18 protein-coding genes are annotated in these 18,340 nt (G+C 67.1%); 8 read left to right on the top strand and 10 right to left on the bottom strand.

Features of this window, described 5'->3' with window-relative positions:
- Positions 1-7 precede the first annotated feature (7 nt).
- Genes Q368_RS0104255 through cbiR form a run of 3 tightly spaced genes read right to left on the bottom strand, consistent with a single transcriptional unit; the run spans position 8 to position 2,315 of the window.
- On the bottom strand, positions 8-1,012 hold the full coding sequence (locus tag Q368_RS0104255) for a DHH family phosphoesterase (protein WP_029457568.1): 1,005 nt from the start codon (positions 1,010-1,012) through the stop codon (positions 8-10).
- Positions 1,009-1,533: a bifunctional adenosylcobinamide kinase/adenosylcobinamide-phosphate guanylyltransferase gene (locus tag Q368_RS0104260; protein ID WP_029457569.1), complete on the bottom strand. Its 525-nt coding sequence runs from the start codon at positions 1,531-1,533 to the stop codon at positions 1,009-1,011. Before Q368_RS0104260 ends, Q368_RS0104255 begins: the two co-directional genes overlap by 4 nt.
- Positions 1,530-2,315: a cobamide remodeling phosphodiesterase CbiR gene (cbiR, locus tag Q368_RS0104265; RefSeq protein ID WP_029457571.1), complete on the bottom strand. Its 786-nt coding sequence runs from the start codon at positions 2,313-2,315 to the stop codon at positions 1,530-1,532. The genes Q368_RS0104260 and cbiR overlap by 4 nt, the downstream gene beginning before the upstream one ends.
- Before the next feature lie 152 nt (positions 2,316-2,467).
- On the opposite strand from cbiR, the gene Q368_RS26580 reads away from it, so the two are divergent.
- Positions 2,468-2,611, top strand: coding sequence for a hypothetical protein (locus tag Q368_RS26580; protein WP_169740588.1), 144 nt, complete (start codon positions 2,468-2,470; stop codon positions 2,609-2,611).
- Here Q368_RS26580 and Q368_RS0104275 read toward each other — a convergent pair.
- The 5 genes from Q368_RS0104275 to sat form a co-directional block, all read right to left on the bottom strand.
- The gene (locus tag Q368_RS0104275; RefSeq protein ID WP_029457573.1) at positions 2,601-5,771 is read right to left on the bottom strand and encodes a UvrD-helicase domain-containing protein; all 3,171 of its coding nucleotides are present in this window, start codon (positions 5,769-5,771) and stop codon (positions 2,601-2,603) included. The two genes, Q368_RS26580 and Q368_RS0104275, sit on opposite strands and share 11 nt — an antisense overlap.
- A 91-nt stretch (positions 5,772-5,862) precedes the next feature.
- Complete coding sequence (locus Q368_RS0104285; protein ID WP_029457575.1) at positions 5,863-6,048, bottom strand: hypothetical protein; 186 nt, start codon at positions 6,046-6,048, stop codon at positions 5,863-5,865.
- Positions 6,049-6,414, bottom strand: coding sequence for a hypothetical protein (locus Q368_RS0104290; protein WP_029457577.1), 366 nt, complete (start codon positions 6,412-6,414; stop codon positions 6,049-6,051).
- A 33-nt stretch (positions 6,415-6,447) separates the two neighbouring features.
- Positions 6,448-7,269 (bottom strand): DUF4405 domain-containing protein, encoded by an 822-nt coding sequence (locus tag Q368_RS0104295; RefSeq protein WP_029457579.1) that lies wholly within the window; start codon positions 7,267-7,269, stop codon positions 6,448-6,450.
- A gap of 330 nt (positions 7,270-7,599) precedes the next feature.
- Positions 7,600-8,892, bottom strand: coding sequence for a sulfate adenylyltransferase (gene sat, locus Q368_RS0104300; RefSeq protein WP_029457581.1), 1,293 nt, complete (start codon positions 8,890-8,892; stop codon positions 7,600-7,602).
- Between the two features lie 289 nt (positions 8,893-9,181).
- Between sat and lepA the strand changes: the two genes are divergently transcribed.
- From lepA to Q368_RS0104335, 6 genes are all read left to right on the top strand, one after another.
- Entirely contained in the window at positions 9,182-10,984 is a 1,803-nt protein-coding gene (gene lepA, locus Q368_RS0104305) for a translation elongation factor 4 (protein ID WP_029457583.1), read from the top strand.
- A gap of 103 nt (positions 10,985-11,087) precedes the next feature.
- On the top strand, positions 11,088-11,687 hold the full coding sequence (lepB, locus tag Q368_RS0104310; protein WP_029457585.1) for a signal peptidase I: 600 nt from the start codon (positions 11,088-11,090) through the stop codon (positions 11,685-11,687).
- Positions 11,688-11,797: 110 nt separating this feature from the next.
- Entirely contained in the window at positions 11,798-12,844 is a 1,047-nt protein-coding gene (locus tag Q368_RS0104315) for an AbrB family transcriptional regulator (RefSeq protein ID WP_029457586.1), read from the top strand.
- Positions 12,845-13,228: 384 nt separating this feature from the next.
- The gene (gene ilvB / locus Q368_RS0104325; RefSeq protein WP_029457590.1) at positions 13,229-14,911 is read left to right on the top strand and encodes a biosynthetic-type acetolactate synthase large subunit; all 1,683 of its coding nucleotides are present in this window, start codon (positions 13,229-13,231) and stop codon (positions 14,909-14,911) included.
- Positions 14,898-15,209 carry an ACT domain-containing protein gene (locus Q368_RS0104330; RefSeq protein WP_029457591.1) on the top strand — a complete coding sequence of 104 codons (312 nt, stop codon included), beginning with the start codon at positions 14,898-14,900 and terminating at the stop codon, positions 15,207-15,209. The genes ilvB and Q368_RS0104330 overlap by 14 nt, the downstream gene beginning before the upstream one ends.
- 70 nt (positions 15,210-15,279) lie before the next feature.
- Positions 15,280-16,425 (top strand): sensor histidine kinase, encoded by a 1,146-nt coding sequence (locus Q368_RS0104335; RefSeq protein WP_029457593.1) that lies wholly within the window; start codon positions 15,280-15,282, stop codon positions 16,423-16,425.
- A 138-nt stretch (positions 16,426-16,563) separates the two neighbouring features.
- On the opposite strand, the gene Q368_RS0104340 is transcribed toward Q368_RS0104335, so the two are convergent.
- Both Q368_RS0104340 and Q368_RS0104345 read right to left on the bottom strand, forming a co-directional pair.
- Positions 16,564-17,088: a class IV adenylate cyclase gene (locus Q368_RS0104340; protein WP_029457595.1), complete on the bottom strand. Its 525-nt coding sequence runs from the start codon at positions 17,086-17,088 to the stop codon at positions 16,564-16,566.
- A 76-nt stretch (positions 17,089-17,164) separates the two neighbouring features.
- Positions 17,165-17,470: a putative quinol monooxygenase gene (locus Q368_RS0104345; protein ID WP_029457597.1), complete on the bottom strand. Its 306-nt coding sequence runs from the start codon at positions 17,468-17,470 to the stop codon at positions 17,165-17,167.
- Between the two features lie 189 nt (positions 17,471-17,659).
- On the opposite strand from Q368_RS0104345, the gene Q368_RS0104350 reads away from it, so the two are divergent.
- Positions 17,660-18,340: a CerR family C-terminal domain-containing protein gene (locus Q368_RS0104350; protein WP_029457599.1), complete on the top strand. Its 681-nt coding sequence runs from the start codon at positions 17,660-17,662 to the stop codon at positions 18,338-18,340.

An 18,340-nucleotide genomic window follows, 5' to 3' on the forward strand; every position in this document is an offset into this window, starting at 1 on the left:
CTTTCCGCTACAGCGGGCATTTCCCCTTGGCCGGGAGCTTGTTGCCGGTCAGGCGCTTGTAGAGCGCCTCCTCCACGGGCTTGTCTCCGAACCTGGCGAGTTCGATCTCGGCGCGCGCCGCGCCGCGGTGCCCGCCGGCCGAACCGATGTCGCCGAACATCTTGGCGGCCATGGTGCCCATGTTGCGGCCGATGCCGTCGCCGCGGAAAATCACCACCACCTGTTTTTTGACGATGCCCGAGAGCATGTTCCAGGACAGGCCGTGCACGCGGGTGAAGAAATCCGCCAGCATGACCAGGATGTCGGCGCTCTCCAGGCTGTCCATGTATACGAACAGGCCCCTGTTGCCGACGAAGCGCATCTTGCGGAAGGCCTTGGAGAAGAATTTCAGCCAGCGGCGATGGTATTCGCTGTGGATGATCTTGCGCACGAGCACCATGTCGCCGAATTTCGTGAGGTAGCTGAAGGCCTTGACGTCGGCCTCGATGAAGTGGCGCTCGAAGCTCTGGGTGTCGGCCTTGATGCCGTAGACCAGCGCCGTGGCCAGGAGTTTCCCCGGCCGGATATTCATGTTGTAGAGGTATTCCGTGAGGATGGTGCTCACCGAACCGTAATCGGGCCGGATGTCCACGAACGAGGCCGTCACCGGGCTGTCGGGTTTGATCGGATGGTGGTCGATGACGATGCTGAACGAACAGGCCTTGAAACCGGGATGGTGGTGGGGCTGGGAATCGACCATGGCGAAATGGTCGTAATGCGCCCGGATTTCGTCGGTAAGCGGCTGGGTGGGGATGCGCAGAAAACGCATCATGGCCAGGTTGTCCGGCCGCTTGACCTCGTTGACGTGGGCGATGCCGACCTCGGCCACCCGGTGGACCATGATGCGCCGCAGGGCCATGGCCGAGGCCATGGCGTCGGGGTCGGCGTTTATGACGATGAGCCACTTGTCCTCGCGCCCGAGCATCTGGGCCAGGCGCGTGGTTTCCAGGGTCAGCTTGCGAAAATAGCTCATGAGGCGGTTCCCTTGAGCGGCATGGCGCATCCGGCGACGACGAGGCGCACATCTCCGGCCAGGCCGGCCACGGCCTGGTTGCAGGTTCCAAGCAGGTCGGCGAAGCGGCGCATGGCGGCGCTTGCGCCGATCCCTCCCAATCCGACTTCGGTGCTCACCACGATCAGTTCCGGCCCGTCCGCGGCGGCGTAAGCGGCCATTCCCGTAGTAAGGATTGCAGCGGGCGGTTGCATTACGGTTTTGCCATGGCAGGCGAAAAGCCAAAAGTCCAGGCTGTCGAAGAGCAACGTGCCCCCGCGCGCAGCCTCGGCGCAAAGGACATCCATGGCCGTGATGCCGGCCTCGATGACGGCCACGCCTGCCGGGCGGGCGCGCTTGTGCGCGGCGATGCGCTCGCGAAAAGCGAAGTCGAGCGCCCGGCCCGTGGCCAGTACGCGGTGCGGGGCTTTCCCGGCCAGGAGCAGCCGTTCGGCCAGGGCCGATTTCCCGCTGCGCACGCCGCCGAGCAGCAGTCGGATCACGAGTCCTCCGCCGGGCAGGCGTGCGGGGCGTCCCGGCCCGTGGCCACGGCGTCGAGGACGTGCAGGCTTTCCATGAACGGCGCCGGGGCGAAGACCTCGACCACCACGGTCTCAGGGCGCAGGTTGCCGAGCATCCACACGAGCGCGTCCCGGCCTTCCGGCGCGAGGCAGCCGAGCGCGCGGTGGACGTGGCTGCGGCCCGGCGGCGGCCCCTCGGCCCCGAAGGGCGAATAGACGTGGAGCATGCGGGTGCGCCGCGCAAGTTCCGGGTCGCCCGTGGGCAGGGCGTGGCCCATGGCCAGCATGTGGCCGAGGTCGATGCAGACGGAACAGCCCGTGGCCGCGGCCATGCCCAGGACGTCGGCCGGGGACGCGTCCTCGGTATTTTCCAGGAGCACGGTTGCCGGGTCGCGGCCCGTGTCCGCCAGGGCGGCGAGGAAGGCTTCCAGGGCGGCAAGCGTCGCCGGCGGATGGAGCACCATGCCCCAGGGCCGCAGCCGCGCCGTTTTTTGCAGGAGCGGCTCCATGGCGAAAAACGCGGCGTCGCCGCCGTGGGCGAAGGGCAGGTCCAGGGGCAGATGCAGGTGGTAGCGCAGGCCGTAGTCCTTTTTGGGCAGGTCGTCCGGACCGTAGGCCAGGCAGCTTTCGAGTTCGAGCAGATACAGGCCCACTTCGTCCACGCTGCGGGAGAGCAGGCGGCAGTTGGCGGCGGCGGTGTCCGGCCAGACGCAGCTCGGGGCCGCGACGCGCCAGGGAACGGAAGGATTGCTTTTTTTTAACATACCAAAATCGTTTGAAATAAAAGTTGCGATGGGAATCTTGAGGAAAGGCTCAGTCGGGAGTAAGGAATGCCGGTTGTCGGGAATTCAGGGCGATATTTTCAGGTCGCCGGTTTTGTCGCCGGGTACTCCCGGCAGTGAGAAGTGGTAGCGTCATGCGACAAATTCGTAATTTCATGCAGCATTTTTTCAATCCGCTGCACGTGTATTGCCGACTCAAGGACATGGGCGTCAAGACGCCCACGGCCCACAAGATGAGCAAAGCCTACGAGCGCTATCTTTGGCGCTTCATCTGGTAGGTTCCTCGACCCCGAACAGCGGCAGCTGCCGCGCCTGGCTGACGGTGCGGGCCACCAGGGCCGAGCGCCGAACCCCTCCGAGATCAAGGTTCTCCAGAAAGCGCGAGCGTTTGAGCATGAGCCGGCGGCCGAACAGGTCGCGGCGCACGGCGTGGGACAGGTACAGCCGGTGTTTGGCCCGGGTGATGCCCACATAAAGCAGGCGTCGCTCCTCGTCCTCGTCCATCTGCCCTGCCAGATGCCCGGGTTTGCCCGTGAGGAAGTCCGTGCCGGCGAACGGCAGGATGCCGTCCTCCAGGGCCGGCAGGAACACCGCTGCGAATTCCAGGCCCTTGGCCGCGTGCAGGGTCATGATGCGGACCTTTTCGGCGCGTTTGCCCACGAGTTCCAGTTCGGTCTCGCCGGCGACGAAGTTGAGCAGGCCCGCCCAGCCGCCGTGGGCGTCGAAGGCCCGGCACAGGGCGCGAAATTCCGGCCCCTGCCAGAACAGCCTGTCGAAGGGCGGGATGTCGCCGAGGAAGGCGGATAGCCCAAGAGGCCCCTGGGCCAGCACCCGGTCCGGCAGGGTCGGGGGCTTTTGCGCGTCGTCCGGCAGGGGCAGCCCCAGCAGCCGGCCGGCCGCGGCCAGGAGCAGGCGCACGCGCGGCTCGTTGAAAAAGGCGTCGGCCTCGGGCGCGGCGCAGGGGATGCCGAAGCGTTCGAGGCTCTTGCGGATGGGCACGATGAGCGCGGAGACGCGCACCAGCACGGCGATGTCCGCCGGGGAAAGGGTCTCGGCCGCGAGGTCCCGGGCCAGGGTGAGCGAGGTGCCGCCCAAGAGCGCGCTGATGCGCTCGCCCATCCAGCCGGCTTCGCCCGCGGCGGTCGGGGCCTCGAACAGCTGGATCTCCGTGGTCGCGGTGGTGTCGCGGCTGACGCGCGACACGAGCGGCGCGCGGCCCGGAAACAGGCCGGCGGCGAGGGTCAGGACCGGCTGGGTGGAGCGGTAGTTCTCCGCAAGCGTGGTCGTGGCGAGGTCCGGCCAAAACGCCGCGAGTTCCGCCTGCGCCGCGCCCGTGGCCCCGCGAAAGCCGTAGATGGCCTGGTCCGGGTCGCCGATGGCGAACAGGCTCGCGCGGTTTTCACCAACGAGCGCCGCGACCACGGCCAGTTGCAGGGCGCTCAGGTCCTGCACCTCGTCCACGAGCACGTGGGAATAGGGCGGGCGCAGGCCGCCGGCGGCGAGCTTTTCCAGCCAGAATTCGAGCAGGTCGGTAAAATCGAGCAGGTCCCAGTCGGCCTTTTGCCGGGCGTAGCGCGCGGCGTAGAGTCCGGGGCCGACGGTTACGGCGTCGGGTGGGGCTTGACGCCGTTCCCGGGCCAGGGACAGGTCGCGCCAGGCACTTTTGCACTTCGCGCCGGCAAGTTCGGGATTGGCCGCGGCGAAAAGCCGCCTGGCCGCGTCTTCGGAAAGCAGCACCGGCTCCTGGCCGCCGGTCTGCGTCCAGGCCTCGAGCGCCAGGGCATGCAGGGTGTCGGCCCGGGGCAGATGTGTCGCGGCAGCCGCGCCGTCGCCGAGGCGCTGGCGCAGTTCCTCGGCCGCGCGGCGGGTGAAGGTCACGGCCAGGATGTCGCCGGCCGGGATGCCGGCGGCAAGCAGGGCGCGGATTTTGGCGAGCAGCGTATGGGTCTTGCCCGTGCCCGGACCGGCCACCACGAGCACGTGGCGGCTGCCGTTCTCGATGGCCGCCTGTTGCGCGGGATTGAGCCGGCGCGGCGCGGGCGCATCATCCTGCGCGGGCCGGGGCGCAGCGGGGGGAGGCTCGGCGGGCGGGTCGTCGCCTGCGGCGGGTTCGCGCGCCTTGGCCGCCTTGGCCGGCGGCGGCACGGCGAGGTAGCGGCCGCTTTTGAGCTCGCGCTGCTCCTGGGGCGTAAAAACCGAAATGCGGCCGTACTGGCCGTCGAAGCCGGGCCGCCGCAGCACGCGGCCGGCGCGCATGCGCGCCACGGCCTCGCCGAGGATGGCGTCCACGCGGCCGATTTCCTCGACAGGCGCGTCGCGCAGCACCGTAAGCTCCGCGCCGAAACGGGCGAGCAGCCGGGCGACGAGGCCGTGCGCCTTGGCCGTTTTCGGCCCCACGCCCATGACCTCGCCGGCGAGTTCGTCCAAGGGGATCAGCGACGTGAAGCCGGGCATGCCCTCGGGCCGCGCCGGTTCGTCGCGGTCGGCGAGCTCCAGCACCCGGTGCAGCACGCCGAGCGTGAGTTGCTTGCCGCACACCGGGCACAGCCCGCCGCGCGCCTTGGCCTCGGCCGGCTCCATGACCACGCCGCATTCGCGGTGGCCGTCCAAGTGGTATTTGCCCTCTTCCGGAAAAAACTCCACCGTGCCGCAGAATTTCGGCCCCACGCCCTGGCCGCGCAGCGCCCGGTAGATGCCCTCGTAGGAGGGGTCGCCGGAAAAGAGGTTGCATTCGCGGCCGAGCTTTTCCCCGGAGTGGGCGTCGGAATTGGAGATGAGCCGGAAGCGGTCCAGGGCGGACAGCGTCCAGTTCATTTCCGGGTCGGACGACAGCCCGGTTTCCAGGGCGAAAATTTCCTTGGCAAGCGACCCGTAGCATTCCTCTACCGAGTCGAAGCCGGATTTGGAGCCGAACAGCGAAAACCACGGCGTCCAGATATGGGCCGGCACGAGGTAGGCCAGGGGATCGGTCTCGAGCACCATTTCCAGCAGGTGGCGGCTGTCGAGGCCGAGGATCGGCCGGCCGTCCGAGGCGAGGTTGCCCACCTTGGCCAGCTTGCGGTTGAGGCTTTCGGCGGCCGCGAACGTGGGCACGTAGACGAGATTGTGGACTTTGCGGACCTTGCCGCCACGTTTGTAGATGGAGCTGATTTCCGCCGAGAGCAGGAAGCGTACGCGCCCGCTCGGGGCGGCGTCGGGCAGCCAGGGGAGTTCCCGGCCGAGGTGGGTCGGGTCTTTGAGGCGAAAGAGCCCCGAAGCGTCCGGGGCGAGGGCTTCCTCGAGTTCGCCGAGCCAGCCCGGGTGGGTGAAGTCCCCCGTGGCCACGACGGTAAGTCCTTTGATTTCGCCCCAGGCGGCGAGGTTGCGCGGCGTGAGCCCCTTGCTCGTGGCCCGGGAATAGCGGGAATGGATATGCAAATCGGCGAGATACTGCTCCATGGCCTTTCGCATACAGGGACTTTGCAGGCGCGGCAAGGCCCGAAGCCGACGCGGGCGTACCGTGGACCGTATCCCTTGTGTCTGCGGCGCGTTAGAGCCGCAATTTGCGCTTGATGGCGTCGCAGGCCGATTGCGGGAAAAATTTCTCCATGCGGCGCGGGACGTCGAGGAGCATGCCTTTGCTGAAGAAGCGCACGATTTCGAAATGTTTGCCGTCGATGGCGGCTGCGACCGCCGCGCCTTCCTCGATCTCGCGTCCGCCGGCGCATACGCGCATTCAGAGGTAGTATCCGGGGAAGCCGATGCCTGCCTGCGTCGGGCCATCGCGGAGAAAATCGTATTGTACGGTGACCGGCTGTCCTTTCATGTCCGCGAAATAGGTCTGCGCATCTCGCGTGGGTAAGGCATCGAAGTCGGCTTCGTTTGGGGTGTTCGCCGCAACGTGCGCGAGGCCGATGAGAACCAAAAGGAGCAGCGGTAGGACAGTGAAAATGGCGAAGGTGAGAGCGGCGGCATGGATGCGCTGCATACGCAGCTCGGTGAAGAATCGCAGCGAATGGTAGCAAGGGTACTGGGCGTTGTCGCATGCGGCAAGGCCGGTATCCGGCTTGGTTCCGCAAAAAATACGGTCCCGAAAGCGCACTGCCGCTTCCGGGGCCGTACACTTTCGGCGTCGCTAGGGCGCTGCCGGCGCGGCGGCCTGGCGGATGGCGGCGTAGACCGCGACCGGGGTCTTGCCGTTTTTCTCGGCGATGGCCTTGAGCGTCTCGCCCGGCGCGGCCGCGATGCCCTGCTCCGCCAGGGCGGCGACGACGGCGCTCGGGGAAAGGCCGTAGCGGCGGCACAGCTCTTCCAGGGCAAGGCTGCCGGTGCCGGGCGGCGGGGTTTGCGGCAATTCCCCGGACGACGTCGCCGGAAGCACGCGGGCGAGGATGCGCTGGGGCGAGGTGTGGCGGCTGCGGGCCAGGGTGAGCAGGGTCGCGTCGGGCGCGGCGTCGGAAAAGCCGGCTTGCCGCAGGGCGGCGACGAGGGCCTCGGGCGTCATGCCCACGGCCGGGGCGAGCAGGGTCAGCGGCGCGAGCTCGGCATGGCCGAAGGGCGGTTCGCCGTGGGCGCGCGCGGCGCGGTCCTTGAAATACGTGCCGCCGTCGAGCACCCAGGAGAAGGGCGGCGTCAGACCGAGCGTCCCCAGGGCCGTGAGGGCGACGATTGCAAACGCCGCGGCCGAGGCCGGCGTGACCAGTACGAGGTGGCGCGCCCGGCTGCAATAGGCCAGGATGGCCTTCCAGTTGTAGTACGCGTGCAGCGCAAGCGAAAGGAGGAACAGGAAGCCGAGGTTGATGTGCAAATTGCCCCACTGCGTCTTGTCCATGCCCCAGAGCGTCCAGTCCGACCAGTAGGCGACACGCCCTTGCGGGGCGATGTAGAGGATGATGCTCGTGACGGCCGTCAGGATAAAGGACAGGAAGGCGACGAGGGAAGTGATTTTGCGGGTCATGGCTTCTCCGTTGGGCGCAATGTTTACGACAATCGCCGCAGGATCTGGCTTTTGCATGTCGCGTCGCGGGCAAGATCGCCAAGTATGCGCAGTCCCGCGGAAGCGCTTGCGCGCAGTGCGTCAAGCTACAACCGGGCCAAAACGTGCATACGGTGTTGGCCGGTTTTTACAAGGCGCACCAGGCGTGAGGCGCATTTTTTCCATACGCCTGTATGGAAAAAATGCGTATTCCAGAGCGGAACACGAGAGAATGCGGGGCAGGGCGGCGGCGCAAAAAAGGGGGGACGCTTTCGCGCCCCCCCTTTGGCAATCGAACGATTGCGCGGATGCTTATTTGGCGGATTCGCCGGAAGCAGCGCCGTGCATCTTGATCTCGACCTTCTCGGTGAGGCCTTCATAGTACTTGCGCAGGATGACCAGGACTTCTTCGCGACCGAAGTGATCCGGGATCTCGCCGCCCTCGGACAGCATCTTGCGCAGCTTGGTGCCGGACAGGATGACGCGGTCTTCCTTGGTGTGCGGGCAGGTGCGCAGGGAGGCCATGCCGTCGCACTTGTAGCAGTAGAAGGTCCAGTCGATCTTCAGCGGCTGGCAGAGCAGGGCCTTGCCGGGAGCGGGGCAAGCCTCGTTGACGTAGGGAATGCGGTCGAAGATTTCCTGGGCTTCGAACATGCCGTAGAAGTCGCCGACGCCGGCGTGGTCACGGCCGATGATCATCTTGTTGACGCCGTAGTTCTGGCGGAAGGTGGCGTGCAGCAGGCCTTCGCGGGGACCGGCGTAACGCATGTCGAGGGGGTAGCCGCCCTGGACCACGTTCTTTTCCACGAAGTAGTGCTTGACCAGGGTGTCGATGCACTCGACGCGGACCTCGGCCGGGATGTCGCCGGGCTTCAGGTTGCCGATCAGGGAGTGGATGATGACGCCGTCGCACACTTCGATGGCGATCTTGCACAGGTACTCGTGGGAGCGGTGCATGGGGTTGCGCAGCTGCAGAGCGGCGACGTTGGCCCAGCCACGCTCGTCGAAGATGGCGCGGGTTTCGGCCGGGCGCAGGTAGACACCCTTGTACTTGGTCGGATACTCGCCCTCGGACAGGACGTTGACCGGACCGGCGAGGCAGACGTCCTTGCGGGCCATGACCATCTTGACGCCCGGGTGGTCCTCAAGGGCGACCTTCCAGAACTTGTCGTCGGCGGAGTCGTCGCCGGCGCCTTTGTAGACCAGCTCGGATTCCCACTTCTTGTCGGCTTCGGTCAGCTCGAACTTCTCCGTCACCTTCATGGTGGCGTAGACTTCGCCGTTGCGCTCGAGGGTGATCTCCTCGCCTTCCTTGATCCCGGCGGCTTCTTCCTTGGTCACCGCCAGCACGACGGGAACCGGCCAGAAGGTGCCGTCGGCCAGGGTCATCTTCTCGACGACGCTCTTCCAATCGGCCTTGGTCATGAAGCCGTCCAGGGGCGAGAAGCCGCCGATGCCGATCATGATCAGGTCGCCCTTTTCCTGGGCGGTGATCTGCACTTTCTTGAGGCCGGCGGCCTTCTTCAGCTCGGCTTCCTTGGCAGCGCCCTCGAGCAGGCGAATGACCAGACCTTTGCCTCCATGCGGCGGAACCAATTTGGACATGTAGCGCCTCCTTACCGGTGATTTTGTTGGAGTTTCCGCGTATCACCTGGGTGGTCGGATGCTATCCGGAGCCGACCGTCCCCATGAATGGAGCCGGTATACACCAGGGCCAGGGGAATACCAAGTGAAAAATGTATCAAACCCCACGAAATTGTCCCCCGCCCGCCGCTCCACGGGGCGATTTTCGTGTCCGGCCCCGCCGCGCGACGCCTCGCATTGACCTCGGCGCTTCCTTCCATTATGTGCGTTGCCGACTCCAAGCGGCGTTTCGCCAAAGGCTCCCCCACGAATGGATATCTCTCGCATCAGAAATTTCAGCATCATCGCCCATATCGACCACGGCAAGTCGACGCTCGCCGATCGCATCCTCGAACTGACCGGCGTCATCACCGCCCGTGAGATGCGCGAGCAGTACCTCGACCGCATGGATCTCGAACGCGAACGCGGCATCACCATCAAGGCGCAGACCGTCCGCATTCCTTATAAGGCTGCCGACGGACGCGAATACATTTTAAATTTGATCGACACCCCGGGCCACGTGGACTTCTCCTACGAGGTCTCGCGCAGCCTCGCCGCCTGCGAGGGCGCGTTGCTCGTGGTCGACGCCACGCAGGGCGTGGAGGCGCAGACGCTCGCCAACGTCTTTCTCGCCCTGGACAACGACCTCGAGATCATCCCGGTCCTCAACAAGATCGACCTGCCGAGCGCCGATCCCGAAGCGGTCAAGGCCGAAATCGAGGAGGCCATCGGCCTGCCCTGCGCCGACGCCGTGTCCGTCTCGGCCAAGACCGGGATCAACGTCGGGGCCGTGCTCGAACAGATCATCGCGAAGATTCCCCCGCCCAAGGGGCACGCTGACGCGCCGCTCAAGGCCCTGATCGTCGATTCCTACTACGACTCCTACCAGGGCGTGGTGGTCCTTTTCCGGGTCATGGACGGCACGGTGCGGCTGGGACAGCGCATCCGCATGATGTCCAACGGCGTGGAATTCGAGGTCATCCGCCTGGGCGCCTTTTCCCCCGGCCCCGTGGATATCGCCTCCTTCGGCCCGGGCGAGGCCGGTTTCCTGTGCGCCAACATCAAGACCCTGACCGACGCCCGCGTGGGTGACACCGTCACGTCCGCCGAGTCGCCCGCCGCCGAGGCCCTGCCGGGCTTCAAGGAAATCAAGCCCATGGTCTTTTGCGGCCTCTACCCGGTGGACGCCGCCGAATACGAGGTTTTGAAAACCGCCCTGGAGAAGTTGCGCTTAAACGACGCCGCCTTCACCTACGAGCCCGAGACCTCCCAGGCGCTGGGGTTCGGCTTCCGCTGCGGCTTTCTGGGCCTGCTCCACATGGAGATCATCCAGGAGCGTCTGGAGCGGGAATTCGGGGCCAACCTCATCGCCACCGCGCCCTCGGTCATCTACAAGGTCGAGACGCTCGCCGGGAAGACCATTTCCATCGACAATCCGAGCAAGCTGCCGAAGACGCAGGAGATCGTCGCGCTCTACGAACCCTATGCGCGCCTCGAGATCCACACCCCCAACGAGTACGTCGGCGGCGTGTTCAAGCTGTGCGAGGAAAAGCGCGGCATCCAGAAGGACGTGCGCTACCTGACCGCCACGCGCGTCATCATTACCTACGAACTGCCGTTTTCCGAGATCGTCTACGACTTCTTCGACCGGCTCAAGTCCGCCACGCGCGGCTACGCCTCCCTCGACTACGAGATCATCGACTACCGCGCCTCGGACCTCGTCAAGCTCGACATCATGATCAACGGCGATCCCGTGGACGCGCTGGCCGTCATCGTGCACCGCGACAACGCCTACCATTACGGCCGCGCCCTGGCCCTCAAGCTCAAGCGCGTCATCCCGCGCCAGCTCTTCGAAGTGATCATCCAGGCCGCCATCGGCACGAAAATCATCGCCCGGGAGCGCAACGCGCCCATGGGCAAGAACGTCACCGCCAAATGCTACGGCGGCGACATCACGCGCAAGCGCAAACTCCTGGAAAAGCAGAAGGAAGGCAAGAAGCGCATGAAGCGCATGGGCAACGTCGAACTGCCCCAGGAAGCCTTTCTCGCGGCGCTCAAGGCCGGGGACGACTAGCCGCCCCGTTTCGCCAACTCCCAACCCGCCGCCACGGCCGCGCCCCGCGCGGACCCCCGCGCCACGCCGTCCGGCCGATCCAAACGACAAGGAAACCACGCCCATGAATCCGAGATGGCAAAAAATGCTGCTGGAATATCTGGAGGCCCTGGCCGTCGCCCTGGTGCTCGCCTTCGTCATCCGTACCTTCGTGGTCCAGGCCTTCAAGATTCCCTCGGGCTCCATGCTCGACACGCTGCTGATCGGCGACCACCTGTTGGTCAACAAGTTCCTCTATGGCACCCGCATCCCCTTCACCGACAAGGTGATTTTGCCCATCGAGGAGCCGGCCGACGGCGACGTCATCGTCTTCGAGTTTCCCGAGGACACCTCCAAGGACTTCATCAAGCGCATCATCGGCGCGCCCGGCGACGTGCTGGAGATGAAGGACAAGGTCGTCTACCGCAACGGGCAAAAGCTCGACGAGCCCTACGTCAAGCACACCGACCCCAACATCCAGGCGCGCCGCGACAACTTCGGCCCCATCACCGTGCCGCCGGGCAAGTACTTCGCCATGGGCGACAACCGCGACGAATCCTACGACTCTCGTTTCTGGGGCTTCGTGGACAAGGACAAGATCCGCGGCAAGGCCTGGGTCATCTACTGGTCCTGGGACGGCCCCGCCGACATCCGCTGGAGCCGCATCGGCAATTTGGTGCGATAGAGACGGCGGGGGCAAGATGCCTCCGGCGGCCAGGAGGGGCAGCGGCCCCTCCTGGACCTCCCGAAAGGGGAAAGCATTCTAGGCGGCCGCAAGGGCCATGGAGAACGTGGATGACCGCGAGAAGCTGGCCCTGGCTGGCGTTGACGGTCGCCACGCTTTTTTTTACGGCCGGCTTGTGGCACCTGCACCTGCCGGCGGCGCTTCTCGTCGGGCCGATGCTCGCAGGCATCGGCGTCGCGCTTTCCGGCGGCGGCATCTCCTTGCCGCGTCCTCCCTACATCCTGGCCCAGGCCGTGGTCGGCTGCTACATCTCCCGGGCCGCCACGCCGGACATCGTGCCGTCCTTCGCCCGGGGCTGGCCGCTTTTCCTGGCCGTGGTCCTGGCCACCATCGCGGCAAGCGGCGCGCTCGGCTGGCTGCTCTACCGCCACCGCGTCATGCCCGAGACCACGGGCATCTGGGGCACCTCGCCCGGCGGGGCCACGGCCATGGTCGTCATGGCCGAGGCCAACGGCGCGGACGTGCGCCTGGTCGCCTTCATGCAGTACCTGCGCGTCATCTGCGTGGCCCTGGCCGCGTCGCTGGTCGCGCATTTCTGGCAGGGCGGCGAACCCGTGTGGGTGGAGGCGGTCTGGTTCCCGGCCCCGGTCTGGGACACGACCCTGCCCACGCTCGGACTCGTGGCGCTTGGCGCATGGGTGGGGCTGAAGACCCGCATCCCTTCCGGGGCCATGCTCGCGCCGATGTTCGTCGGCGGCGCGCTGCACCTGTCCGGCCTCGCCGTCGCCGACGTGCCGGCCTGGCTGCTCGCCGCGACCTACGCCGCCATCGGCTGGCGCATCGGCCTGGGGTTCACCCGGCGCGTGGCCTTCCACGCCGCGCGTTCCCTGCCGGCCATCCTCGCCAGCATTCTGGCGCTCATGGCCTTTTGCGGCCTGCTCGCTTGGATCGTGGTCCGTTTCGCCGGCGTTGGCGCGCTCACCGCCTATCTCGCTACCTGCCCGGGCGGCATGGACACCGTGGCCATCATCGCCGCCACGAGCCCCGTGGACCTCTCCTTCGTCATGACCTTGCAGACGGTGCGCTTTTTTCTCGTGACCCTGCTCGCCCCGCCCATGGCGCGGTTCCTGGCGGCCAAGGCCGCCCGGCGCGCCTAAAGGGGACCGCGCACTCCCGCCCGCCCCCCCCCCCCCCCCCCCCCCCCCCCCCCCCCCCCCGGGGGGGGGGGGGGGGGGGGGAGGACCCCCCCCCGGCCGCCGGAAGCCTCTTCCTCGGAGGCATCTTCCCCTTGACAACCACCCTGGCCCCCGGTAATTTTCACGTCAGAGAACTTCGGAGGAATCCTTGCCATGCCTGCTTCCATGACCAGCGCCATGCTATCCCTGTCCTTCGCGAAGAGCGCGGTCGTAGTAGGCGTCGCCATAGCGGCGCCTTAGCGGGGATTCTTTAGTTTAGAATTTTTCAAAGCCCCCGCCGGCGCGCCGGCGGGGGCTTTTTGCGTTCTCCGCCGCGCGTCCGGGGCACACTGACGGAGGTCAGCCATGATTGAGACGACCGGAGCGCGCATCATCGCGCAGAGCATCGTGCGCCATGGCATCGATGTGGTGACGGGCATCCCGGGCGGGGCCAACCTGCCGCTTTTCGACGCCATTGCCGAAACCCCCGTCCGCATCGTGCTGGCCCGCCACGAGCAGGGGGCGGGGTTCATCAGCCAGGGCATGGCCCGGGTGACGGGCAGGCCGCAGGTCTGTCTGGCCACGTCGGGCCCCGGCGCGATGAACCTGCTGACGGCCATCGCCGACGCCAAGGCCGATTCCGTGCCGTTGGTGTGCATCACGGGCCAGGTGCCGCGCGGGCTGATCGGCACGGACGCCTTCCAGGAAGTGGATGTGTACGGCCTGACGATCCCCATCGCCAAACACAACATGCTGGCGCGCCGGGCGTCGGATCTGCCGCGCATGATGACCGAGGCGTTTCGCATCGCGGCGTCGGGGCGGCCGGGACCGGTGGTCATCGACGTGCCGCGTGACGTGCAGACCGAGGCGGTGACGCTCGAGGCCTGGCCTGAGCCGGCGCGGACCGAGGCGTCGTCCATGCCGCATCCGGCGGAACTGGCCAAGGCGGCGGCGCTGCTGGCGGGCAGCGAGCGGCCGGTGCTTTTGTGCGGCGGCGGCGCGGCGCGCGGCGGCGCGGGTGCGGCTGTGCTCGCGCTTGCCGAGGCGCTCGACGCGCCCGTGGTGACGACGCTGATGGGCCTTGGGCTTTTGCCCCACGACCATCCGCGAAACGCCGGCATGGTGGGCATGCACGGCCGGCCGGCGGTCAACCATGCGCTTGACGGCTGCGATCTGCTCGTGGCCATCGGCGCGCGTTTCGACGACCGGGCCACGGGCGACGCCAAGCGTTTCTGCCCCGGCGCGGCGGTGGTGCACATCGACATCGACCCGGCCGAACACCACAAGAACCGCCGCGCCCACGTGGCCCTGGCCGGCGATGCGGCGCGGGTGCTGGACGCCTTGCTGCCGCTGGTGCCGGCGCGGCGGCGGCCCGACTGGGACGGCCATCGCGCGGCCCTGCGGCGCGAGCACGCCTTTCTGCCGCCGGGGCTTGGCGATCCGAAAAGCCCGTACGGCATGCTGGTGGCGGCGGCGGAACTGCTTGGCCCCGACGCCCTCGTGACCACGGACGTGGGCCAGAACCAGATGCGCGCGGCCCAGGTCTGGCCCTGCCGCAGGCCCGGGAGGTTCCTCACCTCCGGGGGGCTTGGCACCATGGGCTTCGGGTTGCCTGCGGCCATCGGCGCGGCGCTCGCCGCGCCGGGCACGCCGGTCGCCTGCGTCACGGGCGACGGCGGACTGCTCATGAACATCCAGGAAATGGCGACGCTTGCCGAGCTCGGGCTGCCGGTCAAGATCCTGCTCATGGACAACGGCGTGCTCGGGCTCGTGCGGCAGCAGCAGGCGTTTTTCGTGGGGGGCCGCTACACCGCCTCGACGTTCGGGGCCCGGCCCGATTTTCCGGCCCTGGCCGCGGCGTTCGGCATGGCCTGCGTGGACCTCGATCATTGCCGCGATGCCCGGGGCGCGCTGGCCGCCGCCTTGCGCGCGCCCGGCCCGGCCCTGGTGCGCCTGGCCGTGGACCCCGACGCCCACGTCTATCCCATGGTGCCGCCCGGCGCCGCCAACAACGAAATGATCCTGGAGGGAAGCCATGCAAAAGCGTAGCGCGCAACCGAGCGGAGCCGCGGCCGGGGCCGTGTTGGAACTTTTCGCCACGGACGCCATGGATGCCGTGCGCCATGTGGCCGCCTGCCTGGCCAGGCGTTCCCATGCGCTGCTCGGACTGTTGTGCCTGCCGGGCACGGACGGGGAAGGGCGGCTGCTCGTCGCCCTTCCCGACGACGGACGCATCCCGCGGCTGCTGGTCGAACTGGGGGCCCTGCCCGGAGTGCGCGAGGCGCGGCGCGGCGCGGGGGATTGCCTCGGCTGCTTCGGCCTTGCCGCGACGGGGCTTGCCGCCTGAAAGAGGTTTACGGGTCGCATACCCATGCGCTATGAATCCGGGGCTGCGTTTTTGCCGGGAGGTTTCGTTTGTGAACGCCGGATTCGTACCCTTGTTGCCGGCCGAGCGCCTGCCTTTGGATACCGTGAAGCGTCAGGCGTCGCTTTTCGCCGCGAGCCCGGCGGCGGGCGTGCTCGATCGCCTGCCGCTCGGCGTCGCGGTGTGCAACAGCGCGCGCCAGATTGTCTATTCCAACGAAAAGTTTCGTGAGCTTGCGTCCCTGGAGTGCGAAAGCGCGCTGCTCGTGGGCAAGCGTCTTGGCGAAGCCTTGTCGTGCCTGGGCGCGGGCCTGGAGGTGGGAGGCTGCGGCACGAGCGAATTGTGCCGTTCGTGCGGCATGGCCAAGGCGCTGCTTGCGTCCCTGACCCAGCCGGGCATGACCCACGGCGAATGCTCCGTGGCGCGCCAGGGGAACAACAAGCTGGAGAGCCTGGATTTCCGCATCTGGATCTGGGCCATGGCCTATGGCGGGGAGTCGTTTCACGCCGCCATCCTCACCGACATCCGGGCCGAGAAGCGTCTGGCGCTCATGGAGCGCATCTTCTACCACGACATCCTCAACATGGTCTCGGGCATGCGCGGCATCTGCGAGCTGATGCGCGAGGAAGAGGAGTGCGCGCGCAACGCCGAGCTGGAACTGCTCACTTTCGCCGCCGAGCGCATCAACGACCTCATCCTGTCGCAGCGCGACTTCAGCCTGGCCGAGCACGGCGAGTACGACGTCGCGTCCAACAAAATGGGCACGCTGTCGCTTTTATCCGACGTCACCGGACTCATGCGCCGCGAGCCTTCCGCCCGGGGCAAGAACCTCGTCATCGACGGCGACAGCGCCGACGTCTTTTTCATCTCGGACCGCAAGCTCGTCACGCGCATCCTGGTCAACATGCAAAAAAACGCCCTGGAGGCCACCAAGGCCGGCGAGACGGTCACGGTCGGCTGCGACCAGGATGGCGGATTCGTGCGGTTTTGGGTGCGCAATCCCGGGCTCGTGCCTGACGAAGCCCGGCCGCAGATTTTCCGTCGCGCCTTTTCCACCAAGGGCGTGGGCCGGGGCCTTGGCACCTACGGCATGAAGCTTTTCGCCGAGAACTACCTCGACGGCGAAGTCGGCTTTACGAGCGACGCGGCTTCGGGAACCATGTTTTTCGTGCGCCTGCCGGCGGCGAACAAGGCCTAGCGCCGCATTTCCCTACGTCGGCCTGCGGGGCGCGGCTCACTCACTACACGCGCCGCCGTCCCCCCTTTCGGGAGGTCCAGGAGGGGCAGTGCCCCTCCTGGCCGCCGGAGGCATTTCTTTCTTCCTCTCCCTTCACAGCTACGGCGTCGTCCCGGCGGCCGCGAGCAGGTCGCGGTAGGCGCCGGCGATGCGCGCGTCCGGGTCGAGGCCCAGCCGGGCGCAGAGGCCTTCGGCGATGGCTTCGCCCTGCGCCGCGCTCTGGCCTTCCCGCAGCAGCACTTCCAGTTCCAGGAAATCGCCGAGCCCCGTAACGCGATCCAGATGGATGCGCGTCTGGCCGCAAAGCAGGAGCAGGCGGCGCTTGATCACCCGTCCCGTGACGCCGAGCGCCTGCGCCAGCACCTCGCGCAGCGTGGCCGGGTCGGGCGTTTCGAAAATGGTGTAGTCGCTTTGCTTGGGGCCGGTCGTGTCGGGGCGGGTATAGTGAATGAGCTGGCCCGTGCCGTCGCCGAGCACGCGCAGCTTGAGCCGGCCGTCCCGGCAGGTGAAAAAAGTGTCGTCCTGGAGAATTTCCACCGGCGGCCCGTCGGCGAGCGCCCGGGCGGGGCCGAGCAGCGCCTCCACGCTCGGGATGCGGGCCTTGATCTCGATGTTTCGCGCCATGGGTCGTTTCCGCGGGGATGTCGCCTGGTCATCCGGCGGCCCGGTTTGCGGCGGGCCGCCGGAGGGGCGGGTCGCCCTAGAAACCGGGCATCTCGGCGAAGAGCTTGACGCTCATGGGTTCGGCCAGGAGTTCGGACGCCTTGGCCTTGAAGCCGTTTAAGTGCGGGGTGTCGAGGTGGCTGGCCAGCAGTTCCTTGCTCTGCCAGGCCTCGATCAGGACGAATTCCCCGGGGCGCGCCGCGGCCTCGTAGAGGTCGTAGGCGATGTAGCCGGGGTCTTTTTGCGTGGGCGCGACGAGGGCCGTCAGGGCGGTTTTGAGTTCCGCCTCTTTTCCGGGCTTGGCCACGAATTTGGCCACCACGTTGACGATGCCGTCTGCCATGGGCATTGCTCCTTCGTTGGGGTTTGCCGCAAGGATGATCCGGGCTAGGATGTTTCGGCGGCAAGGTCAACGCATGTCGGAAAAAAGGATGACAAAGGCGTAACCGTCGGCGCTCCTCCCGGGAAAGTATTGACCGGTCTGGGGATCGTCCATAAATTCACTTTGAACGCGTTCGCGAAAGGCGGTCTGATGACGGGCAACGGTCGCGAGGACGAAACCCGGATGCGGCTTCTCGACGCCGCCGGTGAAATCTTCTCCAGCAAGGGCTACCAGGCCGCCACGGTCCGCGAGATCACCAAGTTGGCCAAGGCCAATCTGGCCGCCATCCACTACCATTTCGGCAGCAAGGACCGCCTCTACCAGGCCGTGCTCGAGCACGCCCACCGCGAGGCGAGCCGCCGCTTCCCGCCGGACCTGGGTCTTGCGCCCGGTGCCGACGCCAAGGCGCGGCTTTACGCTTACGTCCGCGCCCTGCTGCTGCGCCTCGAGGACAAGAGCCGCCATGCCTGGCTCTCGCGGCTCATGGCCCGGGAAATGGCCGAGCCGTCGCCAAACCTGACCCTTGTCGTGGAGCGCTGCCTGGCTCCGGCGAACGTGGTCTTGTGGGGTATCGTGGCCGAACTGCTGGGCCCGGACGCCGATCCGCTCGCCGTGGCGCGCCATTCCCAGAGCATCGTCGGCCAGTGCCGCCATTTCGTCCTGGACCGGCCGGTGCTCTCCCGCCTCTATCCCGACTGCGATCCCGGCCAGGGCGGCGTGGACGCCGTGGCCCTGCATATTGTCCGGTTTTCCCTGGCCGCCCTCGGTTGCGCGGGCGGCCGGGACTACCGACCCCCGAACCTTGTATCCGGAAGTGGAGACGCCTCGTGA

Source organism: Solidesulfovibrio alcoholivorans DSM 5433 (assembly GCF_000702665.1).
Taxonomy (GTDB): Bacteria; Desulfobacterota; Desulfovibrionia; order Desulfovibrionales; family Desulfovibrionaceae; genus Solidesulfovibrio; species Solidesulfovibrio alcoholivorans.